Here is a 26,352-nt window from a genome sequence, read left to right on the forward strand (position 1 = left end):
CCCAGCGGGCTCCCACCACTTCCACCCAGGAGAACTCCCATGACCCCCATCGAATTCCGCCGCCGCGTCTTCCTCGCCGGCATCAGCGCCATCGCCGGCTCCGCCGTCCTCACCGCATGCGGCGGCCCCGCAGCCACCAGCTCTTCCGACGCCGGCACGCCGGTTGACGGGGGAAACATCACCTTCCTCATCCAGGGCTACGACACCGGCTGGGTCTCGAGCAAGACGTCCATTTCCAGCTACGAGGGCAACCTCTGGGGCCAGATCACCGACAAGCTGGTTTACGTCGACGACAAGGGACAGCTCAGCCCCTGGGTCGCCGAGAGCTGGGAAGAACTCAACGGGGCCAAGGACTTCGTCCTGCACCTCAAGGACGGAGTGACCTTCTCCGACGGCACACCCCTGGACGCGGCCGCCGTCGTGGCCAACCTCAACGCCTGGGCCAAGGGCGCCCCGGACCGCGGCGTCAGCAAGGTGGGCCTGTTCCCGTCCAGCAACTTCGTCAGTGCGGAAGCCACCGACGCCAGGACGGTCAAGGTGTCCTTCTCCTCCCCCGCCCTGGGCTTCATCGCCACGCTTGCGTACCACGGCTGCATCCTGCTGTCCCCCAAGACCCTCGCCCTGCCGGTGGACGCCCAGGCGGACCTGGCGCAGGAAATCGGCAGCGGCCCGTTCGTCCTCAAGTCCTGGAAACAGGGCGACTCCTACGTGCTCGAGAAGCGCAAGGACTACAACTGGGGTCCGGCCGCCCTGGGCCACACCGGTGCCGCCCGGCTCGACACCATCACCTACAAGGTCATCAAAGACACGTCGGTGCGGACCTCGACGGTGGCGTCCGGACAGGCCGAGGTTGCCTTCAATGTGGAACCGCAGGAAATCGACTCCCTTAAAGCCCAGGGCTTCACCGTGGGCACACCCAAGTACCTGGGCTTCGTAGACGGCTTCCAGGTCAACACCCAGGCCTTCCCCACCAACGATCCCAGCGTCCGCCAGGCCATCCAGCACGGCATCGACCGTGAGGAAATCCGCAAGACCGTGTACACGGAGGACTGGGACGCGGCCACCACCTTCATCCAGGGCAACGTCCCGGAGGCCGGCGATTACAGCAGTGCCTTCGCCTTCGACGCGGACAAAGCGAAGAAGCTGCTGGACGACGCCGGCTGGAAGCCCGGGCCCGACGGGTTCCGCGTGAAGGACGGCAAGGTCCTCGAATTCCCGCTCACGCCCAACCCGTACGTCCCCTCCACCAAGGCCGAGGACGAGCTCATCGCCCAGCAGCTGGAGCGCATCGGCATCAAGGTCAACCTCAAGGTGGTGGACGTGGCAGGTTACGCCGCCATCCAGGCCAGCCGCCCGCCGCTGTTCCAGACCTCCCGCAGCTTCGTTGACGTGGGAACGGTGGCCGGTGTACTGACCAGCCAGAACAACGGTGAAAACTGGTTCAACCTGGGCACCAGCGACCAGAAACTCAATGACCTGTCCACTGCGATCGCCAGCGCTTCTGACCGGGAATCCCGCGAGAAGGTCGCCGGTGACCTGCAGCAGTACGTCCTGGAACAGGGCTACTTCATCCCCCTGAACCAGCTGGTACAGCGCCTCTACCTCATCTCGCCCGCGGTCAAGGGCGTCCAGTACAACGGCCTGGCGTACGCCAACTTCTACACTGCCTGGGTGGCCAAGTGACCAGCGGCTATGGCCGCTTCGCCCTTGCCCGGGCCGGGCAGGCGGCAGTCGTCGTGCTCCTGGCCTATGTGCTGACGTTCCTGGTCATCAGCGTCCTGCCCGGTGACGCCATCACCAACTCGCTGCGCGACCCGCAGTCCGGCCTGAGCGAAGCCGACATCCAGCGGATCGTGCAGTACTACGGGCTGGACCAGCCGGTCCTCGTCCAACTGGTGCTGTCGCTGGGCCGCTTCCTGACCGGCGAGCTGGGCTTCTCCCTGCAGTCCAACCTGCCGGTGGCCCAGATCGTGGGTGACGCCCTGCCGTCGACGCTCACCCTGGCCACCACCGCCCTGGCCATCGCCGTGGTCTTCGCGGTCGTCATTGCCTACGGGGCGCACTACGCTCCGCCGAGGTGGGCCGGCATCCTGCGCTCCATTCCGTCCTTCTTCCTGTCCGTGCCCAACTTCGTGATCGGCCTGGTCCTGATCGAGCTTTTCGCGTTCCGGCTGCACGCCTTCACCACCACCGACCCGAACAGTGCCACCGCAACCCTGTTCGCGGCCGTCACCCTCGCCATCCCGGTTTCCGCTCCACTTGCTGAAGTGCTGATCGCCAGCCTGGACCACGAATCCCGCCAGGAGTATGCACTTGTGGCCCGCTCCCGGGGCCTCGCCGAAGCGCAGCTGTTCGCCCGGCACCTGGTGAAGCCCTCGGCGCTGCCTTCGGTGGCCATGGTGGCCCTCATTGTGGGCGAACTGCTGGGCGGGTCCGTCATCACCGAGACCATCTTTGGCCGGGACGGCATCGGCACAGTGGTCCAGAAAGCCGTCACGGGCGAGGACCAGCCGGTCCTGCAGGCGGTGGTGTCCCTTTCCGCGGTGGTCTTCGTGGCGGTCAACCTCGCCGCGGACCTCCTTACCCCGTTGCTCGACCCGAGGGTCAACGTCAGAGAGGCAGCCAACGCATGAGCGCGGACCTGAATTTCGCCCGTCTCCGCAGCGCCGGGACGGCAACGCTCCGCACCCGGGCCGCCATCCCGCCCACGGTGCTGTTGTCCTTCCTCGTGGTCCTGGTGGTGGTGTTGTGGTCGCTGCTGCCTTCACTGTTCACCGGGTACAGCCCCGTGAACGGCGATACCGGCAGCAAACTCAACGCGCCCAGCCTGCAGCACTGGTTCGGCACCGACTACCTGGGCCGGGACCAGTACGCACGGGTGGTTTACGGAACAGCGTCCTCGGTCACCAGCGCCCTGGTTGCCGTGGCCATCGGCCTGCTGGTGGGCAGCGCAATCGGCCTTGCCAGCGGCTTCCGCGGCGGCTGGCTGGATGCCACCCTCGGCAGGTTCGTTGACGTGCTCCTGGCCATCCCCGGTTTCCTGCTGGCCGTGGTGATTGTCAGTTCGCTGGGCTTCCAGACCATCAACGCCGCGATCGCCACCGGGGTTTCCGCCGTGGCCGTCTTCGCCCGGCTCATGCGTGCGGAGGTCATCCGGGTCCGCCGCTCGGCGTTCGTGGAAGCGTCATATCTGGAGGGCGGCAACAGGCTCCAGGCCCTGCTGACCCATGTCCTGCCCAACGCCTACCGTTCGGTGCTGGTGCTGGCGGTGCTGCAGTTTGGAACGTCCATCCTGGTAATCGCTTCCCTCGCCTTCCTCGGCTACGGTGATCCGCCCCCATCCTCGGACTGGGGCCTGCTGGTGGCCTCGGGCAAGACCTACGTCACCGCGCCGTGGCTGGTCTACGCCCCGGCCCTGGTGATCGTGGCCACGGTCCTGTCCATCAACCGCATCAGCCGGTGGCTTAGGAACAGCAAATGAGCGCCCCCAACCCCGGTGGAACCACCAGAGGAAAGGACACGACAGTGCCGGAAACCAAGGCATCCCCGTTGCTCAGCGTCGAGGGCCTGCACGTCGCCTACGGCCGCAGGAAAGTGGTCCACGACGTCGGGTTCACCCTGGCCCGCGGCGGAAGCCTGGCCCTGATCGGCGAATCCGGGTCCGGGAAGTCCACCATCGCCAAGGCAGTGCTGCGGCTGCTGCAGCCCGCCGAAGCGACGGTGGGCGGCAGCGTACGGCTGGCCGGGACCGAAGTGCTGTCCCTGCCGGAGCGGCAGTTCCGCCCCCTGCGCGGCAAGCAGCTTGGGTTCATCCCGCAGGACCCCGGCTCGGCACTAAATCCGGTGCGCAGCATCGGCGCCCAGGCCCACGAGGCCGCCGCACTGACCGGCGAACGGGACGCCGCCGCCCGCCGCCGGATCATCCTGGAGGTCTTCGACCAGGTGGGCCTGCCCGATCCTGTCCGCGTCTACGATTCCTATCCCCACCAGCTGTCCGGCGGGATGCTCCAGCGCGTGCTCATCGCCCTGACGGTGCTGCCGCGGCCGTCCCTGATCGTGGCGGACGAGCCAACCTCGGCCCTCGATGTCACGGTCCAGAAGCTCATCCTGGACCTGCTGGGCGAACTGCGGAAGGAGCTGGACATCGGCCTGCTGCTGATCACGCACGACCTCGCGATCGCGGCCGAACGCGCCGACACGCTGGTGGTGCTCAAGGACGGGGCAGTCCAGGAACAGGGCCCCTCGGCCCAGGTGTTCGCAGCCCCCCGAACGGACTACACGCGCAACCTGCAGGCCGATGTTCCGGCCCTCAATCCGGACCGGTACCGCAGCCAGCGCACCGGCGAGCCCCGGGACACGCTGCGGCGCACTTGGCAGGACAGCGCTTCACAGGACGCCGTTTCACAGGCCGTCGCCACGCAGGACGGTACGACGGCGGACCTCACCACCGCGGACCGGCCGGCGCAGATCGCGGTCACGGATGTCACCAAGAGCTTCCGGACGCGCGGCAAGGAGGTGCGCGCCGTCGATGGAGTATCTTTCGCCGTCGAACGCGGCCGAACCCATGCCCTGGTGGGCGAATCCGGCTCCGGCAAGACCACAGCTGTCCGGCTGCTGCTCGGACTGGAACAGCCGGACAGCGGCACCATCACGGTGGGCGGCGACTCCACCGCCGGACTTACCCGGGCCGGCCTGCGCGATGTGCGCCGCCACCTGCAGCTGGTCTACCAGAACCCGTTTACGTCGCTGGACCCCACGTGGCGGGTGGGAAAGATCGTCCGGGAGCCCCTGGACCGGTTCGGGGTGGGCAGCACGGCTGACCGCGCTGACAGTGTGAGGGAGGCCCTCCAGTCCGTCGGCCTGCCGGACGACGCTGCGGACCGCCGTCCGGCCCAGCTCTCCGGCGGGCAACGGCAGCGCGTGGCCATCGCCCGCGCACTGGTGGTCCGTCCCGACGTCGTGGTCCTGGACGAGCCCACCTCGGCACTCGACGTCAGCGTGCAGGCCGGCATCCTCGAGCTGCTGGCCCGGCTCCAGCGGGACCTTGGGCTGACCTACGTGTTCGTCTCCCATGACCTTGCCCTGGTGCGGCAGGTGGCCGACACCGTGTCAGTGCTGCGCCGCGGCCAGGTGGTGGAGCACGGCACGGTGGACCAGGTCTTCGAGCGGCCGCAGCACCCCTACACACGGGCGCTCCTGGACGCCATCCCGGGCACCTCAGGACTGGCGCCGCCCGCACTGGCAGACACTCCCGCGGAACACAGCCGAATCCCGAAACTAGCAGAGGCAGCATTATGACTTTGACCCCCACCGCAACAGCCCGCCCGGAATCGCTGCGGAAGCCCGCCCTGATCGCCGGCTTCACCGCCCCCAAGGGGTTTGGTGATGCCACCCTGCGGGACAAGCGGGAGGACGCCATCGAGCTGCTGGGCGGCGTCCCGGACCCCGGCGTCCTTCCGGCGGCGGAGCTGGCCGCAGCCACGGCGAGGGTCCTTTCGAGGCCCGGGCTGCCCTCCCTGCAGTACTCCCGCACCGAAGGCATCTCACCCCTGCGCGAGTGGATCGCAGACCGCGAGGGCATGCCGGTCGAGCGGATCATCATCACCAACGGCGGATTCCATGGCCTGTCCCTCGGCATCCAGACCGTCGTGGAGCGCGGTGACCTCGTAGCCGTGGACAACCCGATCTTCCCGCTGTTCCTGCGCGGGCTGCAGCTCTCCGGAGCCCAGACCCTGCCTGTGACAGTCGGCGCCCACGGCATCGACGTGGACGAGCTGGAAAACAAACTGCGCCAGGGCGCCCGGCCCTCGGCCCTGTACACGGTGCCGGACTTCCACAACCCGTCCCAGGGCACACTCCCCGCCGAGGCCCGCAGCAGGCTGGCAGCACTGGCGGAGCATTACGGATTCGTGGTCCTGGCTGACAACCCCTACCGCGAGCTTTGGTATTCAGGCGGGCCGGAGAGCGTGGATGCCTTCAATCACTCGGACCACGTCATCCACATCAACACCTTCACCAAGACCCTGGGACCGGGCCTGCGGCTGGGCTGGCTCGTGGCACCGGAGCGCCTGCTGCCGGACCTCGTGGCGCTGCGGAGCCGCCAGGACTCGCACAGTTCCACCCTGGTGCAGGCGATGGTGGGCGAGGCGCTGACGGCGGACCCGGGCCTGTTCGATTCGACCCTTGGCCGGGCGCGCGAGCTGTACCGCACGCGGGCCGAGGCGCTGATCGCGGCACTTGAGCGGGAGGCGCCCGGGGCGTTCGACAGCGTGCTCCCTGGCGGCGGACTCTTCCTGTGGCCGCGGCTGCGCGACGCCGGCATCGATCCGGACCTCCTGGCGGCGGCGGCCAGTGCCGAAGGCGTCGAGTACCAGCGGGGTTCGTTCTTCGCTTCGGGGCCGGGCACCGGTTCGGACCGCCACCTGCGCTTTGCGTTCGGCGATGTTTCCGTGCCCCGGCTCGAGGAGGCTGCGGCCCGGCTGGGACGGGCGCTGAAGAGCCTCTGATCCCGGCCCGGCAGCAACCCGGGGTCTGTGCCTGCGCGGGTCAGCCCGGCTGCCCCCGGAGGTCCAGGGCATCCAGGAGCCGGCGGACGGATCCGCCGAGGTTCCAGTCGGTGGCGATACTTTCCAGTTCCGCCCGCCGGTCGCCGGCCACCGGTTCCAGCAGGGCGCCGGCCTCCTCCAGGGCGGGCAACTGCAGGTCCCGCACCAGGCGGACGACGGCGGGGGCTGCTTCGAGGTAGGCGGCCGCGGCGGACAGCCGCGCCCGGACGGGTCCGGACACGCCGCCGTCGGGCGTGTCCGCTGCCGCCAGGAGGGCATCCAGAGTGCCGTACTTGAGCAGCAGGGACGCCGCGGTCTTCTCACCGATGCCGGCAACGCCTGGCAGGCCGTCGGACGCGTCGCCGCGGAGGGTGGCGTAGTCGGCGTACTGCTGCGGCAGGACCTTGTACTTGGCCACGATGGTTTCCTCCGTGCAGACCTCCAGGTTCCGCATTCCGCGCGCCGTGTAGATCACCCGGACCTGCCGTTCGTCGTCGCAGACCTGGAAGAGGTCCCGGTCCCCGGTGACGACGTCCACGGGCATGGCCGCGTGCGCGGCGTAGGTGCCGATGACGTCGTCGGCCTCATGCTGCGCTGCCCCCACGATGGCGATGCCGGCAAGCTCCAGGGCCTTCCGGATCATCGGCAACTGCGCCTCCAGGGCATCGGGCACCACTTCAACGTCGGTGCCGCCGGGCCTGGCCTCGGCCACCCGGTGCGCCTTGTAGGTGGGGACCAGGTCCACGCGCCACTGCGGCCGCCAGTCATCGTCCCAGCAGGCCACCAGGTGGGTGGCGTGGTAGTCCGTGGTGAGCCGGGCAATCATGTCCAGCAGGCCCCGGACCGCGTTGACCGGCGTTCCGTCGGCGCGCCGGATGGTGTCCGGGAGGCCGTAGAAGGCACGGAAGTACAGCGAGGCAGTGTCGAGCAGCATCAGGCGCTGGGGCATACCTGATCCTGCCACGGAACCACCCGAAATGGTGGCAGCGGCAAGATACCGCCGCCACCCGGTGCCCTAGAAGGACGGGGCGGTGAAGCCCAGCCCCAGCAACCCCCGGCCGGCCTGTTCCAGGATGGGATCAATGCCCAGGGTGGGATGGTTCAGCAGCACACCAACGTCGCGCTGGATGCGCTGCAGGGGGTGGCCCAGCCGGTGGGCGCTGCCGCCCGAACCGGCGAGGACGACCCGGACGGCTTCCTGCGCTGCCTGGGCACTCAGGGCGAGCAAGAGCCGGAACGCGGCCCTCTCCCCCTCCGGCAGGCCTGGCGCCTGCAGGCTCTCGGACACCTGCTGCACCGAGGCCGCCACGGCGGAGAGCCCTGCCTCCCAGTGCTGTTGCGCCGAGGCCAGCAGTCCCGCGGCCCGGGCGTAGCGTGCCTGCGCCAGCGGAGAATCGGCCGGGCGGATTTCGACGCCGTTCTTGACCTTCGGCGCGAGCAGCTGCTCACGGAACAGTTCCACCGCATATTCGGCCGAACCCAGTGCCGCCGCCGGAGCCACCAAGTTCAGCAGTGTGGCCATCGGAGTGTGGATCAGGGGCTCGGAATGGATCAGGCTGCCGGGGTTGTCCGCCGCGCTGAGAAGTGCCCAGTCCATCACCCGGTATTCCGGAACGAACAGATCCGCGGCGCGCAGGTCGTTGCTGCCGGTGCCGCGGAGCCCGTCCGTGTGCCAGGCATCAACCAGTTCCAGGTCGGCGAGGGGAACCAGTGCCTGCAGCCGCTGGCCGTCCTGCTGGACGGCCAGCAGCGCCCACTCCGAATGCATGATGCCGGAGGCGAAGCTCCAATGGCCCGAGACCGCGTAGCCGCCGGGCACCTTCCGGGCAGCACCGACGGGTGCGCTGGTCGCGGCCGCGAGCGGCATCCCGCCACCGGCGAAGACCTCTTCCTGCACCCGCTTCGGCCAGCGGGCCAGCATCCAGGCATGCTCAGCGAGATGGCCTGCGGTCCAGGCCGTGGAGGCGCATCCCCGGGCCAGGCGGCGGACTGCCTCGCCATACGTTTCCGCGCCCAGTCCATAGCCGCCCACCGCGGCAGGTGCCAGGATCCTGAAGACCCCGGCGGCTTCAAGGCTGTCAACCGTGGCTTCCGGGAGGCGGCGCAGCCCCTCGGTTTCTTCGGCCGCCGCCCGAAGGGCGGGCACCAAAGCCGCCACACGGTCGAGCATTTCCTCGTGGCCGGGCACCTCGCCGGCACCCTTCGCCATGCTGGGTACGACGGCGGGTTCGGCACCTGTGCCGCGGCCCCGTCCAACGCGCGGGTCAAGATCCAGGTCCAGGGTATGGGCGGTACGGTCACGTTTGGCGGCCAGGTAGCGGCTGTTCGCGGCGGACAGGTGGACACCCGTGGGAACCTTTTCGCCGACGCCAATGCCAAAAGCGGTCAGCTGCCGGGCTTTGTCCGGGTTGTTGCTCAGGAGCCGGATGCTGGTGGCGCCGAGTGCCTCGAGCATTTGTGCTGCGGCGGAGTAGTCCCGCTCGTCCTCACCGTGGCCCAGCGCGAGGTTGGCATCGTAGGTATCAAGGCCCTGGTCCTGCAGGGCGTAGGCATCGAGCTTCGAGTACAGGCCGATACCGCGGCCTTCCTGCCGGAGATAGAGGAGGAAGCCGCCGGCGCCCGTGATGGTTTCGGCAGCTTCCCGCAGCTGCGGGCCGCAGTCGCAGCGCTCGCTGCCAAACACATCGCCGGTCATGCATTCGCTGTGGAGGCGGACCATCGGTTCCCCGCTGAGGAGAGCCTGCTCCCAGGGCCCAAGAGCCAGCAGCAGGTGTTCCTTGCCGTCCGCCAGGCCGTGGAAGGTGAGGATCTCCGCCGTCGTGGAATACCCGTCCGGGAAACGAAGCGGGACGGTGACGCGGCTGCGGACGGTGGCCGCGGGGAGGGCGGCGTGCGGCAACGGGGCATGGGCAACAGCAGTCATGGGGGTCCTCGGCTATCGGAAAGGGAAATACTTGAAGCTTGAACTAAATCCTACGTCCCGTTAGTTCAATGTTCAAGCATTTGCGTCTTCCGGTGACACTCTTTCCTGCAGCGTGCTCCGGTCACCTGCTGCCGGGCGGGCCGGTGAGCACCGTGGGAACGTACTCCAGCAACTGCAGCCGGCCGTCAAAGGTCCTGCTCTGCACCATCTCCAGCATCACGTCCGGATAACCGTCGTAGATCCTTTCCCGGCCGGTGGCGCCGGTGATTACCGGGAAGACAACCAGCCGGAAACGGTCCACCAGGCCCGCGGCCAGCAATGACCGGGTCAGCTTCAGGCTGCCAAGGGTGCTCAGCGGTCCTGTTGCGGTCCGCTTCAACTCACGGACTGCCTCCACGGCGTCCCCGGTGACCAGGGTGGAGTTCGGCCAGTCCAGGGGCGCCTGCAATGTGGACGAGAACACTATCTTGGGCACGGCGGCCAGGCCGGTGAGGCTGGCGCCCTCCTCCGCGGAGAACCCGGTGCGGTCGGCCGCTGCCTGGGCAGACATGCCGTACATCAGCCGGTACGTATTGGCCCCCAGCAGGAAGGTGTAGTTCTTTGCCGCCTCTTCGTCCAGCCAGGCCAGGTACTCCGGCCCTTCCAGTCCCCACCAGCCGGGCCACCCCTCGGCGGAGGCATACCCGTCCAGCGAGATGATGAGGTCCACCATCAGGGTTGCTGGTGACGTTTCAGCAGGTGTGGCGCCCATGGCCGGCTCCTTGGACTGATCGGCGTGGATGTGGCCGCCATGTTATGCCCGGAGGGGCGCCGGTTCAAGGGTCCGCCCCTTTTGCCGGCCCTGCGCGAGGCGTAGCGTCTATTCCGCCGGGAGACCGTCGTCGCCGTCAAAGGAGCGGACATGGCTGGATGGAACGCAGACACAGCGGCGGGGCCCGTGGGGGCGGGGACCGTCCCCTGGTGGAGGGCTCATCATTCTGCATCTCCGCCGCCAACGGCGATATCCGCCCGGAGCTTCCGCACGGGGTGTTCCACGAAGATACCCGCATCCTTTCCGGGTGGACCCTGGCGGTGAACGGGCTGCCCCTCGAGCCGCTGACGGCAGAAACCAAGGAACCCTACCGGGCGCTGTTCATAGGCCGCGTTCCCCGGGCGGACGGGTACGCGGACAGCCCCCTGATCGTGGAGCGGCTGCGGGAAGTGGCCGCCGGGATGGTCGAGGAGGTGACCGTCCGGAACTACTCATCCGAGCCTGTCCCCTGCCTCGTGACGTTCAGCGTTGATGCGGACTTTGCCGACCTCTTTGAGGTGAAGGAGGCCAGGGTCCAGCGGCGGTGGCGGGAGGCACGCGGGGCCGACGGCGATTCCCTCATCATCAGCGCCGCCTGGCAGGACCTCCGGAAGGCGGTCCTGGTGCGGGGCCGCGGCGGGGTTGCCACCGCGGGCGGGTTGACCTACCAGGCCGTGGTCCCCGGACATGGCCTGTGGACCACCCGGCTAAGTGTCGCCCCCACCGGCAGGCAGGACATCCGGCGGCCGGCCGGACACGGACCGTCGCCTAGCGACCTTCGGCATCAGGAATGGGTATCGCGGATCCCCAGGCTGCAGATGACCAACCGGTCCATCGAACGGACCCTCCGGCGCAGCTATGACGATCTCGGCGCACTTCGGATCACGGACCCTGCCCATCCGGAACGGATCGTGGTGGCAGCCGGAGCGCCCTGGTTCATGACCCTGTTCGGGCGCGACTCCCTGTGGGCATCGGAAATGGCCCTGCCCGTGGACCCGTCGCTGGCGCTGGGCACGCTGCAGACCCTGGCGGACCGCCAGGGCAAGGTGGTGGACCCCATGAGTGAGGAGGAGCCCGGCAAGATCCTCCACGAGGTGCGGTTGGGAGTCTCGTCAGGCTTGGCGCTGGGCGGCAAGTCCGTGTACTACGGCAGCGTGGATGCCACCCCGCAGTTCGTGATGACCCTGGCGTCGGTGAGCCGTTGGGGTTTCGGCAGGAACAGCATCGCCGCGCTCCTGCCCAACGCCGACCGCGCCCTGGACTGGGTCCGGAACTATGGCGACAAGGACGGCGACGGCTTCGTGGAGTACTCGCGCCTCAATGACCAGGGCCTCCTCAACCAGGGCTGGAAGGACTCGTGGGACGGCATCAATTTTGCCGACGGAACGTTGGCCGAACCGCCCATCGCGCTGTGCGAGGTACAGGCGCTGGTGTACTCCGCGCTGCTGTCCCGGGCGTGGATGGCGTACGACGCCGGGGACGCACCGCTGGCTGCCCGGCTCACCGATGAGGCGGCCCAGCTCAAGAAGAGGTTCAACGAGGAATTCTGGCTGCCGGACCGCGGGTACTTTGCGATCGCCCTGGACGGCCGCAAACGGCCGGTGGACTCGTGTGCCTCCAATATGGGGCAGTGCCTGTGGCACGGGATCGTTGATGATGACAAGGTGCCGATGGTGGCGGAACGGCTCATGTCACCGGAGATGTTCAGCGGCTGGGGCGTCCGGACCCTGGCTTCCGACATGGGCGCCTACAATCCGGCCAGCTACCACAATGGGTCAGTCTGGCCGCACGACAATGCCATCATCGCGGCCGGCCTGATGCGCTACGGCTTCGTGGAGGAGGCCCAGCGGATCGCCACAGCCTTGCTTGAAGCGGCAGAGTTTTCCGGCGGCCGGTTGCCGGAGTTGTTTTGCGGCTTCAGCCGGGAGCAGGTGGCCGAGCCGGTTCCGTACCCCACCGCCTGTTCGCCGCAGGCCTGGGCGGCCACCACTCCGATCATGCTGATCACCAGCCTGATGCGGTACGACGCCCACGTGTCCCGCGGCGGCTTCTGGATGGACCCGGCCCTGCCCGAATCCTATGGAAACCTGCACATCACCAACGCGCCACTGGCCGGCGGCCGGATCACGATCGACATCACAGGCTCCGAACCCACCGTCCAGGGCTTGCCGGAGGGCCTCACGTTCCACCGCGAGCACCGCCCCTGGCTGACCGAACTCATTTCGGAGGCAGGCCTGGATACCCCTGCCGCCGGGGACGGCAGGCCTACAAACAGCAAGGCTCCAAACGGCAAGGCCCCGAACAGCGGGCACTAGCCGGCCGCGAGCGTCAGGTCCGGGCTAGAGGGCCCAGTCGGTGTCGCTGTAGGAGCTGCGGACGTGGGCGCGCAGGTACTCCCCCACCACTGCGGCGCCCAGGCCGCCGACGTCCGGCGCCACCACCCGCGCGTCGATCCGGCGGGCCATCCGCTGCACAAAGCGTTCCAGCCCCGGGTCGTCACCGAGCCGGAAGAACGTGGCCTGCACGCCGGAGCGCCCCAGCCGGTCCAGCTCGGCGACTGTGACGCGGATGGTTTCGGTGTCCGGCGGCCAGTTGAACCATGAGTCGCCGTCCGGAAGCAGGTGTGCCGTCGGCTCGCCGTCGGTCACCACCAGCAGGACGTGCTGCATGGACGGGTGCCGGCGGAAGAAGCGCCCGGCCAGCAGCAGCCCGTGGTGCAGGTTGGTCCCCTGCTCCCGGAGTGCCGGCAGTGCAGTAAGTTCACCGATGTCCATGGACTGCGCATAGCGGCCGAACGTGACCAGCTGCAGCCGGTCGCCGCGGAACCGGGTGGAGATCAGGTGGTGCAGTGCCAGGGCCGTCCGTTTCATCGGCACCCACCGCCCCTCGGCGGCCATGGAGAAGGACACGTCAACCAGGAGCACCACGGCGGCCTGGCTGCGGGCTTCTGTTTCGGCCACCTCGATGTCTTCCGGGGTGAGCCGGAGTTCCCGGGCCGGGTTCCCGCCGTCGGACATGGTGCGCTGGATCGCGTTGGTCATGGTGCGGGTGACGTCCCAGGGTTCGGCATCCCCGAACTCCCAGGGACGGCTGGAACCGGTCTGCTCTCCGGCCGCTCCGGCCAGTCGGGTGTCCCGCTGCCCCTGCCGCCCGGACAGCTGCCGTGCGGTGTCCTGCAGCAGGGACTTGCCGAGCCGCCGCACAGCCTGTGGGGACAGGCGGAGGTCGCCATCGGGCCCCCGGCGCAGGTAGCCGCCGTCCTCCATGGCACGCTCGATCTCGGCCAGGGTGCGGGCGCTGACGGCGGCGTCCGGCCCCAGCTGGCGGGTGAGGGAGTCGAGGTCAAGGTCGTCCAGGCGTGAGCCGTTGTAGGACTGCGACAGCTGTTCCGACAGTCCGTCCAGCTCCGCCAGGTCCTGCAGGACTCCAGTGCCATCCCCCAGGCCCAGGCCTTCCTGCCCGTCGAAGGCCTCCGAACCATTCCAGTCTTCGCCGGGCCGCAGCGCCTGGAGGTTTCCGTCGAGTTCGTTGAGCTGGTCCATCAGGCCGGCCGAGCCGAAGGCCTGGGCGGAGAGGCGCATCAGCTCTTCGCGCTGCTCCGGCGACATGGACTGCAGGAGCCGCTGTGCGGCGGCGGACCGTTTGGCCAGCGCGTCCACCAGCTCTTCGACCGACTGCGGGTTTTCGGGAAAGTGCTGCCCGTGCTTTGCCATGAACTCCTGGAAGTCCGCCGCGGTGTCCTCGCCCCGGCGGTGCTTGCCCAGGAGTCCGTTCAGGGCGCGGAGCATGTCGCTGACGGCTTCGCGGTCCTCGTCTGTGGCGTTCTCCAGGGCCTGCTTCATGCCGGCGAACCGCTGGTCCAGGACTTCGCGTCCCAGGAGGTCCTTGATGCGTTCGTACGCTTCCCTGGCGGTGCCCGACTGCCAGTCGTAGGAGGCAAGTTCGTTGACGGCCGCTGCCGTGGACGGCGGCAGGTTCTGCAGTTGCATCTCCCGGATGGCGCGGTCGGTGTTGTCCATCATGGCGTCCCTGGCCAGCTGCTTGCGCTCCTCCAGGACGGCAGTGTCCAGCAGTTTGCGCACCTCATCGAGCGTACCGTCCAGCCGGTGCCGGTTCAGCAGGTCCCTGCGTCGTTCCTGCACGCGGCGGGCCAGGGTGTCCAGGCCGTCCCGGTCCCGGCCGCCGCGCCGGAGGAACTCCTGCAGGGCATGGCGGGGCGAGTAGCCGTCCATTACGTCCTCGGCCACGGCGTCGAGTGCCTCGGCCAGGTCAACCGGCGGTGCCAGCGGGTCCGGGCCACCGGCGTACCGGCCGTACCGTGACCTGTCGTGAAGGGTCATGCTGCCTCCTGTTGTGGCTGCAGGCCTGGTGTCAGCCGTAGACCGTTTCGTCGTCGTCGGCCTCTTTGGAGATCCGCCGGCCGAGGTACAGCCCTTCGAGGGCCAGTTCGACGGCGGCGGCGCGCTGTCCGTCGTTCTGCGCACCCATTCGCTTGCCAATCAGGTCGTACAACCCTGATCCGTTCAGCGAGGGGAGGTTGCCCAGGAACTCCTTCGCCGTCACTTGGCCGCCGGTGGTGACGGTCCTGTGGCCGTCGAGCGCGGCCACGAGCGGCCCCATGTCGATGCCTTGGAAGTGGGCCCTGACGGCTTCTGCGGTGGCGGTGCGCAGGAGGTGGTCAAGGATGCCCTGTTCGCGGCCTTCCTCCCCGGATTCAAATTCCAGCTTGCCGCTGAGGACTTCCACGGCCGGTTCCAGGTCGATGATGCGGGCCACGGCCTGGTCCTCACCGCGGAGGCTGGCCCTGCGCAGGGCCGCGGCTGCCACAGTCTCCGCGCCGGCGATGGCGAAGCGTGCGGAGACTCCGGACGTCTGGTTGATGGCTGGTGAATGCCGCAGTGCACGCGTGTACCTGGCGAGGATCTCCAGGATGACGGCCGGTACGTCCGCCACGAGCCGCCCCTCCTGCCGGATGACGGCAACCTCATCCTCCAGTTCGATGGGGTAATGGGTGCGGATCTCGGCTCCGAAGCGGTCCTTCAGCGGGGTGATGATCCGGCCGCGGTTGGTGTAGTCCTCGGGGTTCGCCGATGCCACCACCAGGACGTCCAGCGGCAGCCGCAGCACGTAGCCGCGGATCTGGATGTCCCGTTCCTCCATCACGTTGAGCATGGCCACCTGGATCCGCTCGGCAAGGTCCGGAAGTTCGTTGATGGCGATGATGCCGCGGTTGGAGCGCGGAATCAGTCCGTAGTGGATGGTTTCGGGGTCGCCCAGGCGGCGGCCCTCGGCCACCCGCATGGGGTCCACGTCGCCGATGAGGTCCGCCACGGAGGTGTCCGGGGTGGCGAGCTTCTCCACGTACCGCTCCGAGCGGTGCCGCCAGGCGACCCGCAGCCTGTCCCCCTCCGAGTCGGCAAGGGCCCGCGAGGCTTCCGTGATCGGTTCATAGGGGTGTTCGTTCAGCTCTGAGCCGTCGATGACAGGTGACCATTCGTCGAGCAGTCCGGCCAGCGTGCGCAGCACGCGGGTCTTGCCCTGGCCCCGTTCGCCCAGCAGCACCAGGTCATGCCCGGCGATCAGCGCCCGCTCCAGTTGGGGCAGGACGGTTCGGCCAAACCCGTAAAGCCCGGGCCAGGGATCCCGCCCGTCCGCGAGCGCGGCCAGCAGGTTGTCTCGGATTTCGTGGCGCAGGTCCTTGAGGACATGACCCGCGGCACGCAGTTCGCCAACAGTGGAGATTTCGGGACGGTCAGTCACCCCTCTACGGTAATCCCCGTCCTCCCCCTAATCGAGGGATTCCACCATATTCCCGGCCAGGTACGCGCTTCGGCGGGTGCTCCCGCTGGCCTTCTGGTCTGTAAGCGGTGGCCGGACCGTTCAGCCCGGCCACCACGTCCTAGGTCTGGTGCGGAACCACCACGGCGCGGGCACTCAGCTGCCCGTCCGCCAGCTTCCGGTATGCGGTGAGTCCGTCATCCAGGGAAAAGGTTTCGATTTCCGGGATGATCTGCCCCGCCCGGTACATGTCCACCACTTCGTGGAGTTCCTCGATGGTTCCCCAATAGGTGTTGGTGATGGTGGACTCATAGGGGGTGTTGAAGAACGTCCATTCGTGTACGCCGCCGGCAATCCCGACGACGGTCAGCCGCCCGCCCACCGCCATCGAACCGGTGGCGGTGGCGATCGTCGGAGTAACACCGACGAAGTCGAAGGCGGCGTCCACGCCGCGGCCGCCGGTGATTTCCCGGATCCGTGCCACCTGGTCCGGGCCGCCGGGAACCGTGATGGCCCCTGCCGCTTCGGCCTTGGCCATCGCCTCGGGCTTCATGTCCGTGGCAATGACGGTGGCTCCGGTCAGGGCCTTGAGGATCTGGACGGCGATCTGTCCCAGGCCACCTAGCCCCACCACCAGCGCATAGCGTCCGCCGCCGTTCAGGTGCGGCAGTGCTGTCTTGATGGCGTGGTACGGAGTCAGGGCGGCGTCGGCCAGCGGTGCCGCCGCGATGGGATCCGCATCGCCGAGCGGGATCAGGTTGCGGACGGGGACCGTGACGTACTCAGCCATGCCGCCGTCGCGGCCCAGGCCGATACCCAGGTAAGGGTTGGTTGCGGCGTTCTCGCAGTAGGTGTCCTGGCCGCGGGAACAGGCCTTGCAGTGGCCGCAGCCGATGGGACCGTAGACCAGGTAGGCGGCACCCACCTCAATGCCGCCCACTCCCGCGCCCAATTCCTCCACCCACCCCGAGTTCTCGTGGCCCAGCACGAAGCCCTTGGTCATGTTCCCGGGAACTTCGGCCGTGAAGTCCTCGAAGATGCTGACGTCAGAGTGGCAGGCTCCGGCACCGGCCACCTTCAGCAGCACCTCGCCTGGACCGGGGGTGGGCCGGTCCACGTCCTCGAGTGCGGGAAACTGCTGCCATTCCTTGAATACGATCGCGCGCATGCGATGCCCTTCCTGTTTCTGCTGCATGGTGTTTGGTTGGATGCCCGGAGGCGGTCCGGTCAGCGGGCGGTGTAGCCGCCGTCGACCACCAGTTCGGACCCGGTCATGAACGCGGCGTCGTCGCTGGCGGCGAAGAGAATGACGGCGGCAACGTCCTCGGGACGGCCCAGCCGGGCCATGGGCGTGGTGTCCGTCAGGAGCTTCCGGTCCGTGTCACCGAGGATCGGGGTGTCGATGAAGCCGGGGTGGACGGAGTTCACGCGGATTCCCTGGGTGGCCCAGCCGAGTGCGGTGTTCTTGGTCAGGGTGCGAACGGCGCCCTTGGCCGCCGCGTAAGCGGGAGAGGTTCCGAAGCCACCCACGATGCCGAACATGGAGGACACGTTGACCACGGCACCGTTGCCGGACGCCTTCAGGGCTTCCGCTGCGGCCTTTTCGCCGAGGAATACGCTGGTCTGCGTCACGGCCACCACCTTGGCATACGTCTCAAGGCTGGTGTCTTCGATGGCCTGGTTGTCGCCGATGCCCGCGTTGTTGACCAGTACGTCGAGCCTGCCGAATTCCTCAAGGGCGAAAGCTACGACGCCCGCCCAGCCGGACTCGCTGGTCACGTCCAGGTGGAAGGCCCGCGCGTGCCCGCCGGCGGCGCCGATCTCTGCGGCCACCTGGGCGGCCAGTTCGTCCTGGATGTCCGCAACCACCACGGACCCGCCTTCGCCGGCAAAGCGGACGGCAGTTGCCCGGCCGATGCCGCTGGCTCCTCCGGTGATGATGGCGACTCGTCCGTCAAAACGGGACATGGGTGCTTCCTTTCCACAGCGGGCCGGGTTGTCAACGAAGCGGCCCAAGTCATTTATCCGACATTTGTTGGATAGTTAGAACGGTACGCTCGACGTGGCGGTTTATCCACCGCCGGCGGCCAAGATCACCCGGGAGTGTGACCTGCATGACATCGCAACCGAAGCAGGACCCCGAAGCACCTGCGCTTCGCGATCCGCGGGCTCTTCGCAGCCGGGAAAAGCTGGCCTCCGCCATCCTGGACCTTGCCGGGGAGAACGACGCCGGAACGCTCGCTGCGGGGCAGGTCGCAGCCGCCGCCGGGGTCAACAGGTCCACCTTCTACCAGCACGCAGCCTCCCCTGCAGCCCTGCTGCGGAAGGTCCTTTCCGACGAACTGGACGTGCTCCGCGCGGAACACCTCAGCGCGGCCGGCGGCGACATCGGCCCGGCCATCGGCGCGGTCACGGCCGACGTGGTCCGTCACCTGGACCGGCACCGCGCCATCTACCGCCGGGGACTGGTCACCGACGCCGGATCCGGCGGCCTGCACGCCATGCTCGGAGCGCACTTCGAAAGTTCGGTCCGCCTGCTGCTCGAACGGCGCGCCATTGCCGTACCCGCACCGGGCGGCCGGGAAGTCCCGCAGCCCATGGTTGCCCGGTTCATCGCCTACGGCGTGGTGGGCGCAATGGAGTCCCGGCTGGTGGAGGCCTCGCCCCGCCCGGTGGACGAATTCCTGGCGGACCTGCGCGAACTGCTTCCCGAGTGGTGGCCCATCGGCTGAGCGTGCACCGCGCCCGGCGGCCAGCAGGCGGCTAGAAGCGTCCGTAGCGTGCCCGCGCCATCGAATACACCCCATAGCAGGCCAGCCCCACCGCGATGACAGCCAGCAGGACGGTGCCGTAAGGCTGCGAGCCGAGCGTCTTCAGTCCCCCGTCCAGGCCGGTGGACTTTGACGGATCGGCGGTGACGGCAGCGGCGATCACCAGGACGCCGACGACGGCGAGCACCACGCCCTTGGCCACGTACCCGACGCTGCCGGTCCATTCAACGGCTGTCCGGGCGTTGCCGGGGTCCTGCAGGTCCTCCATGAAGTGCCGGCTGAAGCCCTTGTAGGCGTAGTACCCGCCGGCGCCGATGATGGCGAGTCCCACAACAACCAACAGCACCACTCCGGCAGGCGCCGCCATCAGTTTCGCGGTGAAGTCGGTGGCGGACTGGCTTGAACTCTTGCTTCCGCCGGTGGCAAACACCGCGAACGTGAAGGCGAGGACCCCGAACACCAGCGCCTTCCCGCCTGCAGTACCGGCTTTTTGCAGCTTCTTCTTGGACTCCGATTGGGAACGCGCCTCAAAAACTGCCTCGCTGACCATCCACAGGGCCAGCGCGGCGCAGGCGACCGCACCCGCCCACAGCAGGAAGACGCCGCCGGGCTTTGAGGCCACCGCCCCGATGGCGCCGGTCTGGTCAGCCTCGCCGCCCTGCCCGCCGGCGATCTGCAGGGCAATCACCCCGATCAGGATGTGAAGCAGCCCAATGAAGACGTATCCGGCCCGGGCCAACACCCGCAGCGCGGGGCTCCGGCTCGCCGACGCCGCTCCGGAAACTGCACGGTTTGCCTTCTCCGAGGCGTTGCCCATGGCCGGCCCTTTCGATCTGACGCTGATCATCTGTTCCGAGGCGTCCGTGCCCTGGCCGCGGTGGGAATGCTTCAGTGTAGATCTGTAAATGCCGTGCGGACAGACCTGCCCGGCCGGGATCCGCCGGAGTGGGTACACAATGGCAGTCATGGAGATTAAATGGCGGCAGGCCGTGGCGGCGGCGCTCCCGTGAGCGGCCTGGTGGACGGGATCCTCGGCGTGAGTCCGGCGCTCGCCTACACGCTGGTGGCCCTGCTTGTCTTCGCCGAGGACGCACTGTTCATCGGCTTCGTCATTCCCGGCGAAACGGCCGCCGTGCTGGGCGGGGTGGTGGCCAGCCGCGGCCAGGTGCAGTTGGGCGTCATGATGGGGCTGGTGGTGCTGGCCGCCATCATCGGCGACAGTGTGGGATACGAGGTGGGCAAGCATATGGGCCCCAGGCTGCTGGAGAACCGGTTCCTGCTCCGGCACCGCGACAACCTCGGCAAGGCCCAGGACTTCCTGCGGCGCCGCGGCGGATCAGCAGTCTTCCTCGGCCGGTTCGTGGCGCTCTTCCGGGCCCTGATGCCGGCACTGGCGGGCGTCTCCGGCATGCACTATCCGCGCTTCCTGGCCTTCAACGCCGCGGGCGGGCTCATCTGGGGTGCGGGCTTCGTGCTGCTCGGCTATCTCGCCGGCAACTCCTATGGCGCCGTAGCCAAGGCCGCGGGCGAAGACGTGACTGCCGCCGTCGTGGTCATTGGCCTCGTTGCCGTGGTGATCTGGCGGGTGCGGCGTGCCCGCAGCAGGAAGCGGCAGCCGTCCTCGCCACCGCCAACCCAAAGCTGAGGCGGCTCCCGCTGCGCCAGTTGCCCCGTAAATCGCCGGGCTCCATACCGGCCGAACATAGGGGGCAGGGGCGGGTTCCTGAGCCTTGACGGCGGTGGTGGCCGGGCGTATACCGAAAAGGTCAGCGCGCTGGCCCCCGCTGGGCCCCGTATGGAGTCGGCTGCCCCCTGGTCTTGGTACACATCTGGAGTTGTCATGGGTAGCGATCGTTTTGACGTGCTCCGCGAACAGGTCCGCGGACAGGTCATCGAAGAAGGGGACGCCGGTTACGAGGAGGCCCGGCACGTCTACAACGGCATGATCGACCGCAGGCCAGCCGCGGTATTGCAGGTATCCCAGGCGGCAGACGTCATGGCCGCCGTGCGCTTCGCCCGCGGCCTCGGCATTGATGTTGCGGTGCGCGGCGGCGGGCACAGCGCCCCCGGATTCGGAACGGTCGACGACGGTCTGGTCCTGGATTTCTCGGCGCGCCGCGGGGTGCGGGTTGACCCGGCAGCGAGGACAGCGCGCGTCGAAGCCGGCGCGACGTGGGCTGACTACAACCACGCCACACACGCCTTCGGCCTGGCCAGCACGGGCGGCATCGTCGGCACCACCGGCGTCAGTGGACTGACCCTGGGCGGCGGCATCGGCTACCTTGCCCGCAAGTACGGCCTGTCCTGCGACAACCTCATCGGGGCCGACGTCGTGCTGGCTGACGGTTCATTCCTGACGGCCAGCGACGCCGAGAACGTTGACCTCTTCTGGGCTTTGCGCGGCGGCAGCGGCAACTTCGGCGTGGTCACCTCGCTCGAGTTCCGGCTGCACCCCGTGGATATGGTCCATGTGGGCATCATCTTCTTCGACGCGTCCACCGGAGCCGGCGTGGGTGCTGCCTACCGCGAATGGATTGCCGCCGAACCTGAGGAAATGGGAGCGTTCCTGGGCTTCCACCAGGGGCCACCGGTTCCGTTCCTGCCCGAGGAATGGCATGGACGGCCGGTTACGGTCGTCGTGGGCATGTGGACCGGCGATCCCGACGCCGGCCCCGCCCACTGGCAGCCGATGCTGGACGCAGGAGAACCGCTGGGCAGCTTCTTCGCACCCATGCCCTATCCCGCACTGAACATGATGTTCGACGGGCTGAATGTTCCCGGACTCCAGGGATACTGGAAGGCCGATTTCCTCCGGACCCTCAGCGACGATGCGCTGCGCGTCGCCGTCGAGAAATCGCCTGGCATCCCGAGCATCCATACGGCCAACCACTTCTACCCGATTGACGGGGCAGTCCAGCGGGTGGCTCCGGAAGCCACGGCCTTCGCCCACCGGAACGTCAATTTTGCGCCGGTGATCGCAGGGCAGTGGCCCGACGCCTCAGAGAATGAGGCGAACATCGCGTGGGTCCGCGATTACTGGACGGCACTGCATGAGTTCTCCGAGCCGGGCGGCTACCTCAACTTCCAGGACTCGGACGATCAAGCGCGCATCGAGGAGACGCTGGGTTCGAACTACGCGCGGCTTGCAGAAATCAAGGCCAAATACGATCCCGACAACTTCTTCCACATCAACCAGAACATCACGCCGGCACCGGCCACGGGCACCGGCGTTACACGTCCTGCCGCGGACGCACCTGCATCCCTGCAGCGGGAGGCAGTGGACCTGCAACCCGGGGCGGGCTCGGACGCCGCACCTCCGGAGGCCGCTCCGGCATCCTGAACACCTCTTCGGCCGTTGACACCGGTCCGGGTCCGGGGAGGCGTCCCCCGGATGAGGACCTGGCCCGTTGTGCCGCGACGGCGGCGCGGCGGGCCTGCCTGCGTGGCCCGGACGCCGTCGTCGTGCGCTGTTTTGTTGCCGCGGGCAAATAACAGGGGCCGGGCTATGGACTCTTCGGCAGGCCGCAATCAGACTGGCTACAACAGTTGGCCAGCGGATGGGCAGTTACGGGCACAAATTGATCGGCCGGGAATGGGCAGCTGCATTATTGGGGCGTTATCCGAGGCGGGTTGTCGAACCCGTGAAAGGACCTGGTCATGCCGGACTTCTCACCATTCTTCCCGCTCATTGCGATCATCCTGGGAGTGCTTTTTGCCGTTGGTTTCATTTGGGTGGCCACCAAACTGATGTGGAAAGTGGCAGAACCCAACGAAGCCCTGATCATTTCCGGGCTGACCCGCGGAACCCTGGATACCCGTGCCGGCATGGACTTCAAGATCGTGACGGGCAAGGGGGCACTGGTACTACCCGGGCTGCAGACCGTGCGCCCACTTTCGTTGACCCTGAATGAAACGGAACTCAAGGTTTCCTGCGTCACCTCGCAGGGAATCCAGGTGGTGGTGGAAGGGGTGGTCATTTACAAGATTGGGGACGCGCCACCGTTTATTGCCAATGCCGCCCGCCGTTTCCTCGGCCAGCAGCCCAAAATGGAGAGCCAGGTCTACAACGTCTTCGAGGGGCACCTGCGATCCATTATCGGCAGCATGACCATGGAGGAAATTATCCGGGAACGGGACAAGCTCGCTTCGCAGGTCCGCAGCGCCAGCGGCGTGGAAATGGAGAAGCTCGGCCTCGTGGTGGATTCGCTGCAGATCAAGGATCTGCAGGATCCCACCGGGTACATCCAGAACATCGCCAAGCCGCACATTGCCCAGGTGAAGATGGAAGCCAGGATCGCCGAGGCCACCCGCAACCGGGAGGCGGCCGAGAAGGAGGCCGAAGCGGCGGCACTGATCGCTGACGCCCAAAGCCTTTCCGCCATCAGGCAGTCGGTGGCGCAGGCCAACGCAGAACGGGCCCGGGCCAACGCTGCCCAGGCCGGTCCGCTGGCGGAGGCCACGGCCCGCCAGCAGGTGGTGGTCCAGGAAACCGAAGTCGCCAAGCTCGAGGCGGACCGCGAGGAACAAAAGCTTCAAACCACCATCCGGAAGCCCGCAGACGCCAAGGCCTATGCCAAGCGCACCGACGCAGAAGGGCAAAAGGCGGCAGACATCAGCGCCGCAGAAGCCCTGGCACGGCGCACAGAGCTCGAAGCCCAGGCCAACGCCCGCCGGACGGAAATGACGGCACAGGCAAACGCCACCGCCGCGGCTGCTGCGGCTGGCGCCACCAAGGTCACCGGTGAGGCCGAGGCTGCGGCCACCAAGGCCAAGGGCGATGCTGCCGCCTCCGCCATCAAGGCCAAGGCCCTGGCCGAGGCGGACGGCATCAAGGCACGGGCCGAAGCCCTGGCCAGCAACCAGGACGCCGTGATTTCCCAGCAGCTCGCCGAAAACATGCCCGCCATCATCGCGGCCGCCGCCGAACCCTTCTCGCACGTTGGCCAAATGACAGTCCTGAACGGCGGCGAGGGCGTCAACAAGATGCTCGGCGGGATCCTGGCCCAGGCCGGCGACTACCTGCCGGCACTGCGCACCGCACTCCGCAACGGCAAGGAAGACTCCTCACGGACACCAACGGCTCCCGGCGCCTAGGAAGGCCATGCACAGGAATGCCGACCGCAGCCTGACAGGCAAGATCGCCCGGGTGACGGGACGGATCGGGCCCGGCACCATCGGCGAGGTCATGTTGCCCTATCTCGGCGGAACCATGGCCTTCCATGCACACCCCTTCGACAAGGCGAGCGGTTTCGCAGTGGGCGAGGAGGTGCTGGTGATCTACTTCGAACCGCCGCAAACGGTGTACGTCGAAGAACTCCCGGACGTGCTCCGGCACGCGGAGTAACCACCCGGCATCCGATAGAATCTCCTGTCGGCGAGCCTCCGCTCGCCCCTGATTTTCCCTGCGCACGGCGCGGGACTGAAGAAGTACTCAGAGGGGACGCAATGAGGCATGCCTCCGCGGTCAAGCGCGCCAACAACGGAACCGGGCACGCCCCACGGCTCGACATCCAGGGCCTCCGCGCACTGGCCGTTGGCCTCGTGGTGGTCTACCACCTCCGGCCGGAGGCCCTGGCGGGCGGGTTCATCGGCGTCGACGTGTTCTTCGTCCTTTCAGGGTTCCTGATCATCGGTTCCCTGGCACGGGAAGCTGCCAAGCACTCGTCGATCTCCGTCCCCGCCTTCTATGCCAGGCGGATCCGCCGGCTCTTCCCGGCGTCGGCCGCCGTGCTGGTGGCGGTCCTGCTGGGGACCGTGCTGCTGCTTCCGCAGAGCCGCTGGCAGGGCATCTCGGCCGATGTGCTCTTTTCGCTTCTCCAGGTGCAGAACTGGCACCAGGCGTTGTCCGCGGTGTCCTATGCGGGGGCAACTGGGGAAGTGTCACCGCTTCAGCACTTCTGGTCCCTCGCGGTCGAGGAACAGTTCTACCTGGTGATCCCGTTCTTCTTCCTGGGCCTTGTGCTGGCCGCCCGCCGCCTGAACCGGGCGGCAGACACGTTCATTGTTCCCGCACTGGCTGCGGTGGCACTGGTGTCCTTCGCGTACAGCATCTACCTCAGCAACAACGAACACACCCTGGCCTACTTCGTGACGGGCACCAGGGTGTGGGAGTTGGCCGTCGGCGGACTGGCCGCCCTGGTGCCGGCCATGGGCATCCTGACCGGGCGCCGTGCCGCCCTTGCCAGCTGGGTGGGCGTGGCCGCCGTCGTCATCCCCGTCTTCTTCCTGACCACCGATATGCCGTTCCCCGGCAGCATCGCCGCCATACCCGTGCTCGGCACTGCACTGCTCCTGAGGTCAGGCAGCACGGCGGCAGCCGTTCCGTGGTCAGCGTCCAGGGTGCTCAGCCTCCGTCCGCTGACCTTCATTGGCGACGTCTCGTACTCGCTCTACCTGTGGCATTGGCCAGTCATCGTGTTCGCCGTGGCCCTGCTGGGCCGCGCGCCACGGATCAGGGAGGCCATCCTTTTGGCAGTGCTGAGCCTCGGGCTCGCAGCTGCGTCCTACTACTGGGTGGAGCAGCGCTTCCGGCACCCTTCCAGCCGGAACACCGGGTGGGGCGGCCACCGGAAGGTGTACGTCCTTGCCATGTGCAGCGCGGTGCTGGTGACCGTGGCGGCGTGGGCGCCGTGGCAGGTTATTGAGGTCAAGCGGGCCCAGCTGTCCACGGCCCTGTCCGACCGGGACTACCCCGGCGCCCAGGCGTGGTCCGAGCGTCCCGCCGCCGTTCCCGCGGGCATGCCCGTCCGCCCGGATCCGTCCGTGGCGATGCAGGACGTTCCCGCCACGAGTGTCGGCGCGTGCGGTGTCTACGATCCGGCCACGGTGCCTGATACTGACTGCTGGTTCGGGTCACAGGACCAGCAGGCGCCCGTAGTGGTCGTGGTGGGCGATTCGCACGCCGGCCAGTTCGTGGATCCGCTCGTTGCGGTGTCGAAGAAGATTCCGCTCAGGATCCATGCGATGGTGCGCAACGGCTGCCCGTTTGCGCTGACGCCGCCACGCTCCGCGGACACCGTGTATGCCAACTGCTCGGCGCAGAACGCCATCACTGCCGAGAAGATTATCGGGCAGAAACCGGATCTGGTCCTGGTGGCGGGGATGCGCGAGGACGGCTACCGCAAGGCGCTCGGGTGGCACTGGTCCCCCGAATCCCCGCTGGCTGACGGTTACGTCCAGTCCCTGTCACGGCTACGCGGGGCGGGCCTGCGCGTCGCCGTGATCGCCGATCCGCCGTACCCCGGCGGAAATCCGGTGGAATGCCTGCAGAAGCACGGCAAGCAGGATCAATGCGCAACGTCCGCAGCCGAGGCCCTTGCAGGTACGGACACTCTGGTGGCTGCCGCCGGCAGTGTTCCCGGGGTTGAAACGATCGACCTGTCCCGCCATTTCTGCCGCGACGGCGTCTGCCCGGTGGTTATTGGCAATGTCCTTGTCTACCGCGACAACCACATGACGAACACGTTCGCGAAGTCGCTGGCCCCGGACCTCGCCGTGGCATTGCGCCTGGGCTAAGCCCCGGGAGCCGGACAGGCCAGTCCCCTG

19 protein-coding genes and 2 pseudogenes are annotated in these 26,352 nt (G+C 67.9%); 13 read left to right on the top strand and 8 right to left on the bottom strand.

What is annotated here, in order from left to right:
- Positions 1-39 precede the first annotated feature (39 nt).
- The 5 genes from AC1DBN_RS02085 to AC1DBN_RS02105 are packed head-to-tail and all read left to right on the top strand — an operon-like array spanning position 40 to position 6,506.
- Positions 40-1,683 carry an ABC transporter substrate-binding protein gene (locus AC1DBN_RS02085; RefSeq protein WP_314213134.1) on the top strand — a complete coding sequence of 548 codons (1,644 nt, stop codon included), beginning with the start codon at positions 40-42 and terminating at the stop codon, positions 1,681-1,683.
- Positions 1,680-2,633, top strand: a complete 954-nt coding sequence (locus AC1DBN_RS02090; RefSeq protein WP_477722495.1) for an ABC transporter permease — start codon at positions 1,680-1,682, stop codon at positions 2,631-2,633. Before AC1DBN_RS02085 ends, AC1DBN_RS02090 begins: the two co-directional genes overlap by 4 nt.
- A complete protein-coding gene (locus AC1DBN_RS02095) occupies positions 2,630-3,481 on the top strand; it encodes an ABC transporter permease (RefSeq protein WP_314213139.1) in 852 nt (283 codons plus the stop codon). Before AC1DBN_RS02090 ends, AC1DBN_RS02095 begins: the two co-directional genes overlap by 4 nt.
- On the top strand, positions 3,478-5,298 hold the full coding sequence (locus AC1DBN_RS02100; protein ID WP_477722496.1) for a dipeptide ABC transporter ATP-binding protein: 1,821 nt from the start codon (positions 3,478-3,480) through the stop codon (positions 5,296-5,298). Before AC1DBN_RS02095 ends, AC1DBN_RS02100 begins: the two co-directional genes overlap by 4 nt.
- Positions 5,295-6,506, top strand: a complete 1,212-nt coding sequence (locus AC1DBN_RS02105; protein ID WP_091719953.1) for an aminotransferase-like domain-containing protein — start codon at positions 5,295-5,297, stop codon at positions 6,504-6,506. The genes AC1DBN_RS02100 and AC1DBN_RS02105 overlap by 4 nt, the downstream gene beginning before the upstream one ends.
- A gap of 40 nt (positions 6,507-6,546) precedes the next feature.
- Here AC1DBN_RS02105 and AC1DBN_RS02110 read toward each other — a convergent pair whose 3' ends face one another.
- The 3 genes from AC1DBN_RS02110 to AC1DBN_RS02120 form a co-directional block, all read right to left on the bottom strand.
- Positions 6,547-7,494, bottom strand: coding sequence for a 5'-3' exonuclease (locus tag AC1DBN_RS02110; RefSeq protein ID WP_314213146.1), 948 nt, complete (start codon positions 7,492-7,494; stop codon positions 6,547-6,549).
- A gap of 66 nt (positions 7,495-7,560) precedes the next feature.
- Positions 7,561-9,468, bottom strand: a complete 1,908-nt coding sequence (gene ribA / locus AC1DBN_RS02115; protein ID WP_314213149.1) for a GTP cyclohydrolase II RibA — start codon at positions 9,466-9,468, stop codon at positions 7,561-7,563.
- A 121-nt stretch (positions 9,469-9,589) separates the two neighbouring features.
- Positions 9,590-10,219 (bottom strand): dihydrofolate reductase family protein, encoded by a 630-nt coding sequence (locus AC1DBN_RS02120; RefSeq protein ID WP_314213152.1) that lies wholly within the window; start codon positions 10,217-10,219, stop codon positions 9,590-9,592.
- Positions 10,220-10,369: 150 nt separating this feature from the next.
- On the opposite strand from AC1DBN_RS02120, the pseudogene AC1DBN_RS02125 reads away from it, so the two are divergent.
- A pseudogene (locus tag AC1DBN_RS02125) lies at positions 10,370-12,573 on the top strand (amylo-alpha-1,6-glucosidase).
- A gap of 24 nt (positions 12,574-12,597) precedes the next feature.
- Here the strand turns inward: AC1DBN_RS02125 and AC1DBN_RS02130 are convergent.
- From AC1DBN_RS02130 to AC1DBN_RS02145, 4 genes are all read right to left on the bottom strand, one after another.
- Entirely contained in the window at positions 12,598-14,598 is a 2,001-nt protein-coding gene (locus tag AC1DBN_RS02130) for a vWA domain-containing protein (RefSeq protein WP_314213154.1), read from the bottom strand.
- A 31-nt stretch (positions 14,599-14,629) separates the two neighbouring features.
- Complete coding sequence (locus AC1DBN_RS02135) at positions 14,630-16,018, bottom strand: sigma 54-interacting transcriptional regulator (protein ID WP_091719939.1); 1,389 nt, start codon at positions 16,016-16,018, stop codon at positions 14,630-14,632.
- Positions 16,019-16,157: 139 nt separating this feature from the next.
- A complete protein-coding gene (locus AC1DBN_RS02140) occupies positions 16,158-17,204 on the bottom strand; it encodes an NAD(P)-dependent alcohol dehydrogenase (RefSeq protein ID WP_477722497.1) in 1,047 nt (348 codons plus the stop codon).
- Positions 17,205-17,263: 59 nt separating this feature from the next.
- A complete protein-coding gene (locus AC1DBN_RS02145; protein WP_091719934.1) occupies positions 17,264-18,004 on the bottom strand; it encodes an SDR family NAD(P)-dependent oxidoreductase in 741 nt (246 codons plus the stop codon).
- Positions 18,005-18,150: 146 nt separating this feature from the next.
- Between AC1DBN_RS02145 and AC1DBN_RS02150 the strand changes: the two genes are divergently transcribed.
- Positions 18,151-18,768, top strand: coding sequence for a TetR family transcriptional regulator (locus AC1DBN_RS02150; protein ID WP_091719932.1), 618 nt, complete (start codon positions 18,151-18,153; stop codon positions 18,766-18,768).
- A gap of 31 nt (positions 18,769-18,799) precedes the next feature.
- Here the strand turns inward: AC1DBN_RS02150 and AC1DBN_RS02155 are convergent, their stop codons facing one another.
- Positions 18,800-19,624 (bottom strand): DUF1206 domain-containing protein, encoded by an 825-nt coding sequence (locus tag AC1DBN_RS02155; protein WP_091719930.1) that lies wholly within the window; start codon positions 19,622-19,624, stop codon positions 18,800-18,802.
- Positions 19,625-19,783: 159 nt separating this feature from the next.
- Here AC1DBN_RS02155 and AC1DBN_RS02160 point away from each other — a divergent pair, with 159 nt between their 5' ends.
- The 6 genes and pseudogenes from AC1DBN_RS02160 to AC1DBN_RS02185 all read left to right on the top strand — a co-directional run bounded on the left by AC1DBN_RS02160 (position 19,784) and on the right by AC1DBN_RS02185 (position 26,322).
- The gene (locus tag AC1DBN_RS02160) at positions 19,784-20,452 is read left to right on the top strand and encodes a DedA family protein (RefSeq protein ID WP_477722498.1); all 669 of its coding nucleotides are present in this window, start codon (positions 19,784-19,786) and stop codon (positions 20,450-20,452) included.
- Between the two features lie 195 nt (positions 20,453-20,647).
- Positions 20,648-22,147, top strand: a complete 1,500-nt coding sequence (locus tag AC1DBN_RS02165; RefSeq protein WP_091719927.1) for an FAD-binding oxidoreductase — start codon at positions 20,648-20,650, stop codon at positions 22,145-22,147.
- 317 nt (positions 22,148-22,464) lie between these two features.
- Positions 22,465-23,901 (top strand): flotillin family protein, encoded by a 1,437-nt coding sequence (locus AC1DBN_RS02170; RefSeq protein WP_314213167.1) that lies wholly within the window; start codon positions 22,465-22,467, stop codon positions 23,899-23,901.
- A gap of 7 nt (positions 23,902-23,908) precedes the next feature.
- The gene (locus tag AC1DBN_RS02175) at positions 23,909-24,151 is read left to right on the top strand and encodes a hypothetical protein (RefSeq protein ID WP_015936959.1); all 243 of its coding nucleotides are present in this window, start codon (positions 23,909-23,911) and stop codon (positions 24,149-24,151) included.
- Between the two features lie 101 nt (positions 24,152-24,252).
- Positions 24,253-25,302: pseudogene (locus tag AC1DBN_RS02180) on the top strand (acyltransferase family protein); the annotation flags it as partial.
- Between the two features lie 273 nt (positions 25,303-25,575).
- On the top strand, positions 25,576-26,322 hold the full coding sequence (locus AC1DBN_RS02185; RefSeq protein WP_390896648.1) for an SGNH hydrolase domain-containing protein: 747 nt from the start codon (positions 25,576-25,578) through the stop codon (positions 26,320-26,322).
- Positions 26,323-26,352 lie beyond the last annotated feature (30 nt).

This window comes from Pseudarthrobacter sp. 10T415, assembly GCF_056394175.1.